The sequence below is a fragment of the Deltaproteobacteria bacterium genome (assembly GCA_029210625.1).
Classification (GTDB): Bacteria; Myxococcota; Myxococcia; order SLRQ01; family SLRQ01; genus JARGFU01.
On record JARGFU010000018.1, the window covers coordinates 80,584 to 95,256 of the forward strand.

Here is a 14,673-nt window from a genome sequence, read left to right on the forward strand (position 1 = left end):
CCCGGGCTCAGAGCCCGCGCAGCCAGGCCAGCAGGCGGGCGTCCTCCACCTCGGCCATCCGCAGACGGTTCGCCACCCGCTCCAGGAAGGCCAGCGCGCCCTCGAAGCCCAGGAAGGGCGTGGGGTGGAGGGCGTGGGTGTAGACCGAGGGGAAGCCCAGCTCGACCAGCGCCGGCTCGGGGCTCTCGAGCACCCCGCCGAGGAGGTTGGTGACGACGAGGTGCAGGCGCGCCTCGGCGATCACCTCGGCCTCCAGCAGCCGCAGGGAGCGCATCGTGGGGTGGGTGAGCAGCCTCCCCTCGGGCACGCCGAGGTCGCAGCCCTCCCGCGGGCCCTGGCGGTTGCTGATGAGGGCGAAGGCGAGCTCGCCCCCGAGGAGGTGGATCATCTCCGCGAAGCCCTCGGCGAGGTGCGGATCGCCGATGTAGCCGGCCCGCAGGCCCTGGAAGACCAGCGGCACCAGCCACTCCAGGCGCGGGACCGTCGAGGCGTAGCCAGCCTCGCAGAGGGCGGCGGCCTCCTCCTCGACCCCGAAGTGCGCGCCGATCGCCTTCAGGAAGCGCTCGCTGGCGTCGAAGCCGAAGGGCAGCTCGAGCTCGAGCACCGGCCGGTCGAGGCGCCGCCGGAGGGCGCGCGCCGCCGCCCGCCCGTAGGGGAGCGAGAGGATCGTGCCGGCCTCGGCCACCGCGCCGAGGGCCTCGACGCTCACGCCGGAGGGCCAGGTCGAGCAGAGCTCGAGCCCCAGCGCCTCGAGGTAGCGGCCCAGCAGCGCGAGGTTGGCGTGGTGGTCCTGCTCGTTACGATCCCAGAGGTAGCCGACCAGGGCGACCTTCTGCGGATCGGCCTCGGCCCCGGGGAGGGGCAGCTTCTCGGCGAGGGCCAGCAGCGCGGCGTCGAAGCCGTCCAGCCAGTCCCCGGAGATCGGCGACCCGCGCAGGGCGAAGCAGGGGACGCCGCAGGCCTCCTCGGCCTCGACGCAGAGGCGGTCGTAGTCGGCGCCGGTGATCGCCGCCATGGGCATCGGCGCCAGCATGACGGCGCCGGTGTCCTCGGCCTGCCCGAGGCGCTCGATCAGCTCCCGCACCGGCTCCTCACGGGAGCCGATGAGCGACGAGGGATAGAGCGCCGTGTTCGCGACCCGGTGCAGGCCGGTCAGGGAGGTGAGGTTGGCCTCGAGGTCGTGGTTCCCCTCGAGGTACTGGGTCTTCAGGTGGGTGCAGTCCGGCCCCTCCACCACCATCCGCAGGTCCGGGACGGCGTTGGCCAGGACGTAGACGCCGACCATGTGGGAGAAGGTGGCGCGCTGGCTGAAGTCCGGCGCCCTCGCCTCCTCGCGCAGCGCCTCGAGCCGCTGCCGCGCGAGCTCGCGGATGCGCGCGCGCAGCTCCTCGACGGTGCGGCTCACGCTCCCCCCACCCGCCGGCCGCTGGCGTCGCGCTGCAGGTAGCGACCGAAGCGGCGGAAGTAGGGGGTGCGGGCGATCCGCAGCAGGCGCTGCAGGCTCCGCACGGCCCCGGCGGCCCCCACCTCCAGGTGCTGGAGGGAGAAGAGGTTCTTGCCGCTGCCGGTGATCCGCCAGTCGAGGCTGTGGTGGCTGAAGACCGCGCCGGCCTCCATCTCGCCGAGGCGCGCCATCATGCCCTCGTAGGAGTCGAAGCCCTTGATGCGGTGCCGCTCGGGCTCCCGGAAGCTGCGGTGCAGCTCCGGGGTGACCTGCATCTCCTCGCGGCTCTCGAAGTAGATGGCCACCTCCAGGCCGAAGCCCATCTCCTCGAGGAGAGGCAGGAGGGGCACCCCCCAGAAGTGCTCGGGCTCGAGGAGGAAGCGCACCTCCCGGGCGCGGCAGCAGAGGCCGAGGAACTCCCCGCGGGCGCGCTCGCGCAAGGCGGCGAAGGTCTCCGCGTGGGGCGCCAGCGCGGCCTCGGCGGCCTCCCGGGCCGCCTCCCCGAGCTCGAGGGCGTCGGCGATGGCGGCCAGCCAGGCCCGGGTGCCCTCGACGCCATAGGGCGCCGGCCGGATCAGCCGGGGGCGCGGGCTGCCGCGACCGAGCTGCTCGTAGAGCAGCCCCCAGGCCTCGTTCACCGCCACCACGTCGAGGTCCGCGGCCGGCAGCGCGTCGATGCGCTCCTCCGAGAGCTCGGGCACCAGCAGGACGTTCACCTCGACCCCCATCGCGGCGAGGAGCGCGATCAGCTCGTCCCGCCCCGGCGTGGGGTGGAGGCCCAGGAGGTTCAGGCGGGGGGCCTCCCCGCTCGCCCGGCGGCGCTCCCCGGCCCGCGCCTCCGCGATCTTCCGGCGATCGACGAGGAGGGGCTCGAAGACGGTGTCCATCGAGTTGGGCGAGATGGTCAGGTAGTGAGTCGAGCGCTGGCAGTCCTTCGCGCAGCGGCCCACCTCCGAGCCCACGTCCTCGCCGGTGACCATCGGCACGCAGGTGTTGGCGACGAAGAGGCTCTTCCCCTCGCGGTTGGCGACCGCGACGCCCTGATCGAGGACCTGCCGGAGCTTCTCCGGGTTGCCCATGATCACGTCCCGCTCGTCGAGGTCGGTCGAGAGCATGGTCCCCTCGAGCAGCGAGAGCTGCGGGGCCCGGTCCAGCCGGATCCGGTGCTCCCAGGGGTAGGCGACCTGCGAGACCACCGGGGCGCCCCCGTGCGGCGTGACGTGATCGCACTCGAGGTCGGCGTGCTGCACGAAGACGAAGAGGCTCAAGGGATCGATGGAGTCGAGCTGCCCGCGGGCGATCTCGTCCACCGCGAAGAAGTCCGCGAAGGCGTTCGAGTCGCCCCAGGTGTCGAGCAGCGAGTCGAGCCGCCCGGGGTGGCGCTCGGCCGGCGGCGCGGGCAGGCCCCGCTCGTCGACCTGGGGGTCCCGGGCGAAGAGCGCCCCGAGGGAGGTGAGGGTCTCGTCGGCCAGACGGGAGCGGCCCTGCCGGCCGACGCGCTCGGCGAAGGCCCGGGCGGGGGTCCCGGTGGCGTAGTGGAGGACGAGGTGCTCGGTCTCGAGGAGGCCGCGCTTACCCTCGCTCTTCGGCTCGAGCTGGAAGATCACCGGCCGCCGCGGGCCGCAGCGTATGGCGAGGGTCACGCCGGTGCGGGTCCAGGCCGCCGCCTCGATCCCGAAGGCCTCGACCCCTTCGATCCCGAGGAGACGCTCCAGCGCCGCCCGGGTGGCCGCGCCGGCGAGCATCCGGCGGCGGCGGCCGAGGGCCGCCATCCTGGCCTGGGGGGCCGGGCTCATCCCGCCACGCTCCGCCGGCCCCGCTCGTCCAGCGGACGCAGCTCGTCGAGGCCGAAGGTCCTGGCGTAGGCCCGGGGCACGCCCAGGCAGGCGGCGTTCGCCGCGCAGCCGCCACAGGTCTCGGCCTTCACCCAGTCCCTGCCCTCCTCGAGGGTGCCGCTCTCCTGCTGGACGGCCGCGCTCATGTGGCGGCCGTCGGCCGGGAGGAAGCTGCCCTCGGGCAGGGTGCAGGGCGGCACGGTCGCGTGGGTCGAGGAGAGGAGGCTGGTCACCTCGAAGCCTCGCTCGCGGGCGAGCGCGAGGGCCTCGTTCACCTTCGGCACGATCTCGCTGTAGCGCACCAGGTAGCGGGCGGCGTCGGGGTTGGTCTCCGGGCAGATGAGCGCCGAGACGTGGTAGGTCGGCCGGACCGCTGCCTCGAGGCCAGGCAGCCCCGCCACCAGCACCGGCAGGTGCTCGAGGTTCAGGGAGCTGACGACGGTGTTGAGGATGAGCTGGTGGCCCGCGTCGAGGAGCCGGCTGATGCCCTCGAGGGCCTCGAGGAGCAGACCCTCGGTGCCGGTGCAGGCGTCGTAGATCTCCTCCGAGAGGCCGTGCAGCGAGACGAAGAAGGAGAGCTTGGGGCTGGCCGGGATCTGCGCCGGATCGATGTCGCGGGCGAAGCGCACCGCGTTGGTCTGGACCTGCACCCGGCCGATGCCCGGGTGCTCCAGGGCGGTGAGCAGCTCCTCCCGGAAGGTGGGCTTGAGGGTGGGCTCGCCCCCGGTGAGGGAGAACATCGCCCCCGGGAGGAGCTCCGCGGTCTGCTCGATGCAGGCGACCACCGTCTCGGTGCTGGGCAGGTCGTGCTTGGGTCCGGAGCAGAAGGGGCAGCGCTGGTTGCAGCCCGAGAGGGTGCGCACCAGCACCTCGGCCTCCTCCTCCTCGCCGGCGGTGGAGCGCTCCACCGTCACGAAGGGGAAGAGGCGCATCAGGGTGTCCTCGGGCGTGCCCGGCGTGCGCAGGATGGCCGCGGCCCCCGGCAGGCCGCCGGGCAGGCGAGGCTCGAGCTTCTGCAGCACCCGCAGCACGGCCTCCAGGATCCGCTTGCCGTCCTCCCCCAGCTCCCGGCGCCCCTCGTAGGCCACGGCGAAGCGCCCTACCTCCTTGAAGCTGCGCTGATCCGGCCGCCGGGGTGAGATCCGCACCCGCAGCCGGTCGGGGGCCGGCGCCCCGAAGGCGAGCTGGAGGTGACCGTCCCCGAGGGAGGCGTCCCAGACCTCGGCGCCGAGCCGGATCAGGGCCGCGTAGAAGGCGGAGAGCCAGCGGTGCTCCTCGGGGAGGTGGGTGCGGAGCGGTGGTGCGGGGCGATCGTTCAAACCCTGGGGTTCCCTCGTGAATCTCCAGTGAGCCGGGCCAAGACCACGAGGCCCCCGGCGGCGCGGGACATGATAGGAGTGCCGCCACCGGCCCCGCAACCGGCGAATTTTCCTGGGCCGGGTCACCCGAAGGATTTCGGCATTTTCTGCGCCCGGCCCAGCGAGTAATATCGAGCCCACGATCGAAGAGCGGTCGTGCTTCGTTGGTGGGGACCAGGAAGTGACCGAAAAGAAGGGGAGCCCGCACGCCGGGTGATCCGAAGAGAAGAACGACTGCCCGACAACCCGTGGGGGAGCACCCTCGTGCACGTGGTCCGTAGAGACGACGGGCTCCTGGGATCCTGCTCGCCCGGCGGAGCAAGGACCACCAACGATCATGGAACGCATCGCGATCTACGGAAAGGGAGGCGTCGGAAAGTCCGTCGTCGCCACCAGCCTCTCGGCGCACTTCGGGATGAGCGGCAAGCGGGTCCTGCACGTGGGCTGCGACCCCAAGCACGACTCCGCGATCCGGCTGCTGGAGCCCGAGGCCGGTGACGTCCGCACCATCCTCGACGTCCTCGGGAACAACCCCCACGCCGAGGCCACCACCGAGATCCTGAACATCGGCCGCCACGGCATCCACGCCTGTGAGGCGGGCGGCCCCCCGGCCGGGCTGGGCTGCGGCGGGCGTGGCGTCGCCCGGACCATCGAGTACCTCGACGAGGTCGAGTTCCTCGAGGAGGGCAACTACGACGTCGTCATCTTCGACGTCCTCGGCGACGTCGTCTGCGGCGGCTTCGCGGCCCCCCTGCGCAGCGGCTTCGCCGAGAAGGTCGCCATCGTGGTCTCCGAGGAGCCGATGGCCATCTTCGCGGCCAACAACATCGCGCGGGCCGTGGTGAGCTACCACCGCAACGGCGTGGTCCTCGCGGGGCTGATCGTCAACCTCCGCGGCAAGGACGTCGACTACTCGCACATCGAGCACTTCGCCAAGGAGATCAACACCAAGATCTTGGGCGTCGTGCAGCGCGACGAGCGCATCATGCAGGCCGAGCGCGAGCAGAAGACCATCGTCGAGTTCGCGCCCGACTCGGCCTCGGCCGAGGGGCTGACCGCGCTGGCCGGCGTGCTGCAGACGATCGACGTCAGCGACACCCCCCTGCCCACGCCGATGGAAGACGGGGTCCTCTACGAGTTCATGCGGACCTGGGGGCAGTGATGGCGAGCGAGGCCTTCGACCGGCTCCGGGGGCAGCGCCAGACCGGCGGCAAGCTCTCCCGTCTCCGCTTCTCCCACGCCCTCGGGCTGGAGAAGGCGCCTCCGGCCTTCGCGATCCGGGTCGTGAGCTGGATCGACGATCACCTCGAGGTCCTCCTCGGGGTGGGCCCGGGCAAGCAGGTGATCCTGGAGATCGTCGAGCAGACCGGCGGCCTCGAGGGCCTCGCGGCCACCGAGCACCTGGTGCTGCGCTACCGCGGGGACGAGATGCCCCGCAAGCTCGCCAAGCGCCTCGCGGCGGCCTTCCAGGCTCGCCTCGGCCCGGCCGACCTCGCGCGCATCGCCGGCTCCCTGGCCGAGGACCCCGAGCTGCGCGAGGGCCTCCCCGCCGGCCTCGGGGGCGGCGACCGCACCGGTCCCCCACCCTCCTCCGGCGGCGCCCCGGCCGTCGACGACGAGGTGGGCGAGCACGAGAAGCAGCTCAAGGGCGCCCGCCGGGCGGGCGGCCAGACCTCGCGCATCCGCTTCGACAAGTTCCTCGGCCTCGACGACGCCCCGCCCCCCTTCGGCGTGTCCTCCCTCGGCTGGTTCGACGATCACATCGAGCTGGGCGTCGAGACCGACGAGGGCCGCGACATCCGCTTCGCCATCTTCCGTCGCGATCCCGAGATCAAGGGCTTCGTCACCACGCCGAAGCTGGTGATCACCTACCAGGCCAAGGACATCCCCGACTTCCTGGCCGAGACCATCGGGCGGGTCGCCCCGCAGCGCCTCCACGACCTGGGCATGAACGACCTGGCCGGCGTCCTCCTGGACGACCTGGATCTGGGCTCGCCCGGAGAGGCGATGCCCTCGGCGGACAACGATCGGCCGGACAACCTCCTGGACACCTGGGGGGGCGAGGACTCCTACGCCGACTTCTTCGCCGGCGGCGAGATCGCCCGCGGCCAGCTCGACTCGGTGGACATCTCCCGCTTCTCCCGGAACGTGCAGCACTGCGACCTCGAGTGCCTCTTCGTGAACCCGCACGCCAACGCTCAGGTCGTGACCATGGTCGACTTCCCCTGGGAGGACCGGGTCCGGAACATCGGGGTGCCGATGGCCGAGCGCGTGGAGAAGGTCGAGAAGCCCTGGGACCCCAACGACTCCATGGTCGCCACCGACCTCGGCGAGCAGGACGTCATCCTCGGCGCCCCCGAGAAGCTCCGCGCCGTGATGGAGCAGGTGGTCAAGCGGCCGAACCCCGAGAAGAAGCCCCTCTTCGTGGCGAACACCTGCGTCCCCACCGTCACCGGCGAGGACGTCGAGTCGATCGTCAAGGAGTTCCGGAAGAAGACCGACTTCCCGATCCTCTACCTGACGGTGACCCCCAAATCGATGAACGACGTCCTCGTCGATCTGCTGGTGAACACCCGGCTGAAGGCCGAGGCGAGCGCGGGGGATCCCGATCCCCACTCGGTGAACCTCATCGGCTTCACCGAGGGCCGGGCGCTCGGCGAGGTCGAGCTGCTCCTCGGCGCGGTGGGGATCCGGGTGAACACCCGCCTCCTCCCGGCCCTCGAGGTGGAGATCCTCGAGGCCCTGCCCCGGGGCGCCCTGAACATCGTCTACCCCAACAGCCTCTGGAACCACCTCTACGAGCAGGTGCAGCGCGACTCGCGGATCCCCTCGATCTCGCCGCCGGCGCCCTTCGGCTTCGAGGGGAGCCGCGCCTGGCTGAAGGCCGTCGTGGACGCGCTCGGTCTCCAGATCGACTTCGAGGCCCGCTGGGCGGAGCTCTGCGCGGCGCACGAGGAGGGCTGGGCTCAGGTGCAGGAGCGCTGCCCGGGCAACAACCTGGGCATGGTGCTCCGGGGCGAGGAGCTGCAGTACATCCTCGACCCCTCCCAGACCTGGGGCATCCCGGTCGCGGGCATGGCGCAGGAGATGGGCTTCGGCCTGGAGGTCTTCCTCGCCGCCCGGAACGAGAAGGCCGCCGAGCGGCTCGGCAAGCAGATCCTGCCCCTCCTCGACGAGGCGCAGGGCAGCAAGGTGGTGCCCTTCTCCAGCTTCGCCGAGATGCGCGAGGTGCTCGCCGCCAGCGAGTGCGGCGCGCTCCTGACCAACCACTTCTTCGACTGGCGGGTCGGCGAGGCGGGCAAGAACCGCTTCTCGCTCCAGCACTTCGAGATGGGCCTGGCCGGGGCCGTGCGCACCGGCCGGCGCCTCCTGCAGGTGCAGGGCACCCCCTTCTTCCGCAAGTACGGTCGCTACCTCCACCGCACCACCGAGGGCATCCGGGATCCCCTCCACGAGTGGCCCGAGCCGGCGCCCGCGCCCGAGGACCCGGAAGGCGCGGCGCAGAAGAGCGACGAGGAGGCCGCGGCATGAGCGAGTCCAAGGCACTTCCGGTGCTCCCCAACGAGCCCCCGCAGGGTACGGGCGAGTCCGAGCCCGACTTCTCCCAGCCCGTCGTCCAGAGCTACATGATCGGCATCTTCCTCGGGGTGAACGCCATCGAGGACACCTACCTGCTGGTCGAGGGCCCGGACTGCATCCACATGAAGACCCAGTACGTGCAGGGCAACCACGACTGGCTCTCCACGCTGACCAGCGTCTCGGGCTACCACCGCGTGGCCAACACCGCGCTGCACCCGGTGGAGATGACGGCCTCCCGCGAGCGGGAGCTCTCCGAGTTCCTCCAGCGGATGGCCGCCCGCGACCACGTCGACGGCCTGCTCTTCACCTCGATGCCGATGGCCTTCATCACCGGCGCCGACTACGACCGCCTCTGCAGCGAGGTCGGCGAGGCCACCGGCAAGACCATCGTCCCGATCGCCGGCAAGTCCCTCTCCGGCGACTTCCTCGACGGCTACGCCGAGGTGCTCCAGGGCCTGGCGAAGGCCCTCCCCCTCGAGGGGGGTGAGCCCGATCCGAAGAAGGTCGCCCTCATCGGCAACCTCTTCGACCGCAACGAGGGCGACAACCGCGGCAACGTCCGCCACCTGCGGGAGCTCATCGAGGGCCTCGGGGTCGAGGTGACCAGCATCTGGCTCGAGGGCCGCCGCTTCCACGAGCTCTCCGCGGTCAAGGACGCCGGGGTGGTCGTGAGCCTCCCCTACGGGCGGCGCGCGGCGAAGCGGGTCGCCCGGCGCACCGGAGCGAAGCTGGTGGAGAGCCCCCTGCCCTTCGGGCTCGAGGCCACCGAGCAGATGCTCCGCCTGATCGCCGAAACCACCGGCACCGAGGATCGTCTCCCCTCGGTCCTCGATCGAGGCCTGGCCGAGGTCATCCCCTCCCTGGAGTGGATCCAGCCCTTCATGCTGCAGGGCCGGAAGGTCGGCTTCGTCGGCGATCCCCACCTCGCCGAGGCCATGCACCAGGCCCTGAAGGTGGTGGGCGCCGAGCTGGTCGTGGCGGTGATCACCAACTACCCCCACCACGCCCGGAAGCTGGCGGAGAAGCTGGGCTCCGGGGTGGAGCTGATCGTGGGGCCGCGCCAGATGGCGATGAGCCGGCAGCTCTCCGAGGCGATGAACCGGCTGGGCGTGGACCTGCTGGTCGCCAACAGCGAGGGAGCCAACGTGGGCCCCGAGATCGCCTCGGTGGAGCTGGGCTTCCCCTCCATCTACACCCACGCCCTCTACGACCGCCCCTTCCTGGGCTTCCAGGGCTTCCTCGCCTTCGTCGACTCCTGGACCAACGCCACCCGGCGCAACGAACTCTACCGGCACCACGCGAAGTACATGAAGGGCGGCGCCGGGGACGGCGGGCAGGACGAGGGCCGCAAGAAGGAAGAGGTCCGGCGGCTCGCGCCGACCGCCTAGCTCAGCCCTGGTCCTCGCCGAGGGGGGCGAGCTCGCCGGAGGCGAGGCGGGCCTCGATCACCTTGAGGATGCCGGCGATGTCGGCGCGGTCCTGCGGGGCGTTGCCGCCGTGGAGGCGATCGACGGCCTCTCGCAGCAGGTCCCGGGCCTGCTCCATCCGGGCGGTGTCCAGCATGATGCTGGTCTCGTTGCGGTTGCCGGTGGGCAGGAGGAAGCGCACCCCGACCCCGTGCTCCCGGGCCAGGCGCGCGAAGGCCGCGAGCTCGTGGAGGTTCTGCTGGAGCACCACGAAGCTGTAGCGGATCGAGCCGGCGAAGCGCCCCTCGCGCGAGGCCCGCAGGAGCCCCTCGAGGGAGGCCAGGATCCGCTCCCAGGCCAGGCCCTTGTTGACCGCGGCGTAGGTCTCGGCGCTCGCGGCGTTGAGGCTGACGGTCAGGGCCGAGAAGGGCACCCGGAGGTAGCGCTCGAGGACCTCGGGCGCGAAGTAGGAGCCGTTGGTGGTGAGGTGCACCCGCAGCTGGGGCACCTCCTCGAAGGACTGCCCGGCCAGGAAGTCCCGGAAGTGGCTGGAGGCCAGGGGCTCTCCCCCGTTCGCGTCGAGGATCAGCAGCCGGTCGAGCCAGCCCGCGAGGCCCGCGTAGAAGGTGGGCCCGAGCTGGTCCTCGGGGCCCTGGCGGTTCACGCAGCACATGATGCAGTCGTAGTTGCAATGGCTGGTCACCGCGAGGCAGAGCTCGAAGGGCACCGTCTCGATCTCGCTCTTCCCCTCGAGCATCGCCTCGATGGTCGCGATCTGGTTCTCGACCGCCGCGCCGGGGCCTCCCCGCAGGATCACCGAGGAAGGGCGGGCCGTGCCGCCCGCCAGCACCGGGCAGTCTTTCGAGCAGGTCTCGGGGTGGCCGGGCGAGGCCACGGCCCGCCGGATCCGCTGGAGGTACTCGCCGCGCCAGAGGGTCTCGGGCTCCGCGCCGGTGGGCGCCTCGACGTACTGCGCGAGGTAGTCGGCGCAGCAGGGGCCGTAGATGCCGCTGCTGTTGTGCTCCAGGCGCACCCAGGGGAGCACGCAGGGCAGCGCGGGGAGCGCCTCGGCCGGGAGGATCTCGGTGAGCTGGAGGCGGGCCTCGGGGCGGCCGGTGAGCAGCAGCCGGGCCTGGTCCTGCCAGGTCGGCGCCACCACCGCCGGGAGGGCCCCGGCCGGCACCCGGGCGGCGGGGACGTTCGTCTGCAGCAGGCGGGGGCTCGCCTCGCCCAGGGCGAGGAGGGGCAGGAAGTCGTCGAGGCCCTGGCCGTCCGGGACCTCGGGCAGCCGCAGGTGGAGGGGCTCGCACTGCCGCGCCGCCACGGCGGCCGCCAGGGCCATCACCTGCTCGGGGTTGCGGGCGTCCACCGGCTCGGCGCAGAGCACCACCCGGGGCCGCTTCTCCTGCTCGAGGATCTTTCGCAGGAAGCCGCCGAGGCGCCGGAGGTCCAGGCCCTCGAGCCCGGAGCCGCCCTCCCGCCCGGCCTCGAGGACGACCTCGAGGTCCACGAGGCGCAGGAGGTCCTCGTCCAGCTTCAGGCGGCCGCGGGAGAGGAAGGTCCTCGCCCGCAGGGAGATCCGGATCAGGTCGGCGCCGCCCTCGCTCAAGATCCGCACCGCCGTCCAGAGCTCGGCGTCCAGGTCGTCCGCGCCGATCCGCACCTCCACCGCGCCGGCCTCGTGCCGCACCTGCAGCTCCGCGACCAGCCGCGCGAGGTGATCGCGCAGATCGCCGGGCGCGCGCCGCCGGCCGCCGCCGAGATCGAGGCGCAGGGCGCTGCGCTGCCCGAGGCGGCCGAGCCAGGCGCGCACGCCCGCCTCGCCGGCCCGCTCGACGATGCGCGCCACCAGGGCCTCGATCGCCAGGGCGTGGGCCACCGGCGGCAGCGCCGAGGGGAGGATCTCCAGCCACGCGTCGCCCACCGGCACGGCGGCCGCCGCGCCGGCCTCGGGCGCCTCGGCGCGCAGGATCATCCGCAGCCGCGAGTCGAGCCCGCGGCGCAGCTCCAGCCGCGGCCGGTCGGAGAGCTCCAGGGTGTCGATCCACCAGCCGCCCCCGAGCTGCTCTCCCAGGCGGAAGGGCACCCAGGGCACGACCCTCGTGCCCGCCAGCGCCGTGGGCAGGCTCACGAGCGCTGCCCCTCGGTGCGCCCCAGCTTCTTCAGCGCCGCCTCGAGGTAGCGGGCGAAGGCGCGGGCCGCGCGATCCCTCGCCGGCGTGTCGATGGGTGAGTCGTGGGGATGAGAGATCCCCAGCGGCCCCACCCGCAGGTAGGAGGGCTCGTCGGGGGCCTGCCGAGCGACGTCGAGGAGCAGCGCCTCGCCGGCCCGCTCGAGGGTGACCTGCGCCCAGCGCTCGCCCTGGTGCCGGGCCGCGCTCAGGGCGTAGCCCCCGAAGCGGCGGTCGTTGCGCGCCGCGACCTCGACGATCTGCGAGAGGAGCGCGGCGAGGTGGCGCCCCTCCTCCTCCTCGGGGCCACCCACGATCCGGTTCGTGCGGTAGGTCTCCTCGTCGGCGCTACCCACCTCCGAGCCCAGATCGATCATCGCCGCCGAGCGGGGCGCGAAGCGCAGCGCGAGGAGCATGCGGAGGAAGTCTCGCTGGCGCGGCGGAGCGGCGTGGGACCAGATGAAGGCCCGGCCGCCGAGGGCCACCTGCACCTTGCCCTCTCGCAGGACGTAGAGGTTCTGCTCGTCCTGCACCACCGTGTCGCCGCGCGCCGCCCGGCGCAGGAGGGGGTGGGAGCCCGCCACGACGCCGGCCCGGAAGGAGAAGCGATCGGCGGCGGGGTCCTCGTCCGTCACGAGCTGCAGCGCCTCTCCCTGGCCGTCGAGGAAGATCAGCCAGGGGCTCTCCAGCCGCCGCCGGAAGGCGTCGATGGCCGCCGGGCTCTCCTTCTCCACGGCCCGGGCGTGGACGGCCTCGGCGAACCGCCGGGTCTCCTCGCAGTTCAGGCTGCAGGGGATGTGCTGGAAGTAGGCGTTGCCGCCGGGGTTCATCAGCCAGCTCACCTCTCCCTCGGCCTCGAGGCGCCCCAGGAGGTGCAGCCAGGTATAGGAGGTCCGCAGGTAGGGGTTGTGGCTGGAGAAGCGCCGGCCGCAGCACTCGGGGTAGCCCAGCAGCACCCCCACCTGCGCCGAGAGCTCGCCCCAGAGCGTGTCGTCCTGCGCCGCGTCCATCTCCTCGGTCAGGCGCAGCGCCTCGGCGACCTTCTCGGGATCCCGGCCGACGAAGACCTCCTCCCGGACCAGGCCGGTGTTGTGGCCCACGCGCCGCAGGACGGTGAGGCCCTCGGCCTCGAGCCCCTCGAGGGTGTAGCCCTGCTCGGCCAGCCCCTCGGTCTCGTCCCGGAGCACCGGCTTGATGCCCTCGAGCATCGGGAAGAGCGGGCCGAAGCTCTCGCCGTGGATCTCGGTCCCCTCTCCTTGCGGCTCCGGCTCGCCGGGGACCTCCGTCTCCCGGGTCATGGCGTCGCCCGCGAGGTAGGGCCGCGCCAGCTGGATCAGCCGCTCCTCGTCGGCCCCGGGATCCTCGATGGCCGCGTCGACCAGGGCCTGGGCGATGTGCACCTCGCCCCGGGCGCGCTTGTCGCTCACCAGCTCGGTCAGCCGGCCCAGCCCCTCGGCGTTGTGGATCCCGTCGGCGAGGCGAAGGAAGAGCCGGCTGACCAGCTCGACCCCCGGGTTCGCGAAGGCCCAGGGGTGCTCCTCGGCGTAGAAGTTCCGCTGCGCGGTGTCGAGCGACGCGTCGTCGTAGGCGTCGCGGAGCAGTCCGTCCCGCTCGGCGAGGGGATAGAGGGGGAGGGACTGGCGCAGCCGCAGCCGGCTGGTGAGGATCTTGCCGCACATCTCGTGCAGCCCGCCCCGCTCGATGATGGCGAGGTTGAGGGCGAGGTTCTCCAGCCGGGTCCAGGGAGAGAAGAGGAGGAGGGAGAGGCCCCCGTGCTCGCGGAAGCCGAAGTGCCGCGGGTAGTCGCCCTCCAGCTCGAGCAGGAGCAGGGGCAGCCCCAGGTTCTCCCGCCAGCCCAGGCCCTTGTTGAAGCGGTCGAGCTCCTCGGTGACGAAGCTCTCGATGCCGACCAGGGAGAGCTCCAGGCGGTGCTCGCTGCCGGCCAGCTTCTTGAGCGCCGAGCGCAGCTGGTCCTGCACCCGGAGGATGGTGTCCGAGCGCCCGTCGAGGAGCAGCGCCACCGGCGGGGGATCCCGCTCGAGGAGCGCGTCGACCACCGCCTCGATGTTGCGCAGGATGGGCTCGCCCACGGCCCGCACCTGCAGGCGCTCCCGCCAGGGCCGGTGGGTCTCCACCAGCGCGTCGATCTGGGTGGAGAAGAGCCCCACCGGATCCACCTCCCAGCGCACGCGCTCGGTGGGCCGCTCGCAGAAGGTGCAGCCCCCGGCGAAGTCGCAGCCCGAGAGATCGAGATCGTCGAAGAAGGGGTTACGGCGGATCGTCTTGCGGTAGGAGCACTCCTCGCCGCAGATGAGGAAGGGGAGCGAGGGCGCGGCGTCGGCGGCGGCGTTGCCCGCCTCCCAGCCGAAGAAGGGGCGCACGCCCTCGAAGAGGGAGACGTTGGGATCCTCGACGGGGGCCTCGGGGGCGACGAAGCGCAGCAGCTCCACCGGGTTGGCCGGAAGCTCCCGCAGGGTCACCGCCCCCTCGCTGGTCCTCCCCTCCTGGAGGAAGGCCACCTGGGCTCCGGGCCAGCGCTCCTCCAGCCAGGCCACCAGGCTCGGCGCCGGCTCGAGGTTGGAGACGATGGCGGTGGGGGGCGTGTCCTCGAGGGCCGCGGCCAGGCCCGCGAGCTCGTCGGGCTCCAGCCCGTAGCCCTGCTCCTCCTGCCGGCTGCGCGCCGCCGCGTCGAGCCCGAAGCGGCGCCAGTGCACAGCGACGCCCGCGTCCCGCAGGTAGCCGGCGAGGAAGGGAAAGGAGAGTGAGCGATGAAAGCGGTCGACCGCGATCATCTCGATGAGCAGCATGCGCCCCACCGGCAAGATGATAGGGCCGCACGCCCCCCCCGTACAGCGGAACCGACGGCCACGATTGTCGCCCC

At 72.4% G+C, this 14,673-nt stretch carries 8 protein-coding genes; 3 read left to right on the plus strand and 5 right to left on the minus strand.

From position 1 onward, the window contains the following. Positions 1–7: 7 nt before the first annotated feature. The 3 genes from P1V51_17225 to P1V51_17235 are packed head-to-tail and all read right to left on the minus strand — an operon-like array spanning position 8 to position 4,598. A complete protein-coding gene (locus P1V51_17225; GenBank protein MDF1564787.1) occupies positions 8–1,405 on the minus strand; it encodes a nitrogenase component 1 in 1,398 nt (465 codons plus the stop codon). Next, positions 1,402–3,240 carry a nitrogenase component 1 gene (locus P1V51_17230; GenBank protein ID MDF1564788.1) on the minus strand — a complete coding sequence of 613 codons (1,839 nt, stop codon included), beginning with the start codon at positions 3,238–3,240 and terminating at the stop codon, positions 1,402–1,404. Before P1V51_17230 ends, P1V51_17225 begins: the two co-directional genes overlap by 4 nt. Then, on the minus strand, positions 3,237–4,598 hold the full coding sequence (locus P1V51_17235; protein MDF1564789.1) for a radical SAM protein: 1,362 nt from the start codon (positions 4,596–4,598) through the stop codon (positions 3,237–3,239). The genes P1V51_17230 and P1V51_17235 overlap by 4 nt, the downstream gene beginning before the upstream one ends. Positions 4,599–4,974: 376 nt before the next feature. Between P1V51_17235 and P1V51_17240 the strand changes: the two genes are divergently transcribed. Genes P1V51_17240 through P1V51_17250 form a run of 3 tightly spaced genes read left to right on the plus strand, consistent with a single transcriptional unit; the run spans position 4,975 to position 9,604 of the window. After that, a complete protein-coding gene (locus P1V51_17240; protein MDF1564790.1) occupies positions 4,975–5,799 on the plus strand; it encodes an AAA family ATPase in 825 nt (274 codons plus the stop codon). Next, positions 5,799–8,168 (plus strand): nitrogenase component 1, encoded by a 2,370-nt coding sequence (locus P1V51_17245; GenBank protein MDF1564791.1) that lies wholly within the window; start codon positions 5,799–5,801, stop codon positions 8,166–8,168. The genes P1V51_17240 and P1V51_17245 overlap by 1 nt, the downstream gene beginning before the upstream one ends. After that, positions 8,165–9,604 (plus strand): nitrogenase component 1, encoded by a 1,440-nt coding sequence (locus tag P1V51_17250; GenBank protein ID MDF1564792.1) that lies wholly within the window; start codon positions 8,165–8,167, stop codon positions 9,602–9,604. The genes P1V51_17245 and P1V51_17250 overlap by 4 nt, the downstream gene beginning before the upstream one ends. 1 nt (position 9,605) lies before the next feature. Here P1V51_17250 and P1V51_17255 read toward each other — a convergent pair whose 3' ends face one another. Next, positions 9,606–11,753 (minus strand): radical SAM protein, encoded by a 2,148-nt coding sequence (locus P1V51_17255; GenBank protein ID MDF1564793.1) that lies wholly within the window; start codon positions 11,751–11,753, stop codon positions 9,606–9,608. Continuing rightward, positions 11,750–14,608: a hypothetical protein gene (locus tag P1V51_17260; GenBank protein MDF1564794.1), complete on the minus strand. Its 2,859-nt coding sequence runs from the start codon at positions 14,606–14,608 to the stop codon at positions 11,750–11,752. Before P1V51_17260 ends, P1V51_17255 begins: the two co-directional genes overlap by 4 nt. Positions 14,609–14,673 lie beyond the last annotated feature (65 nt).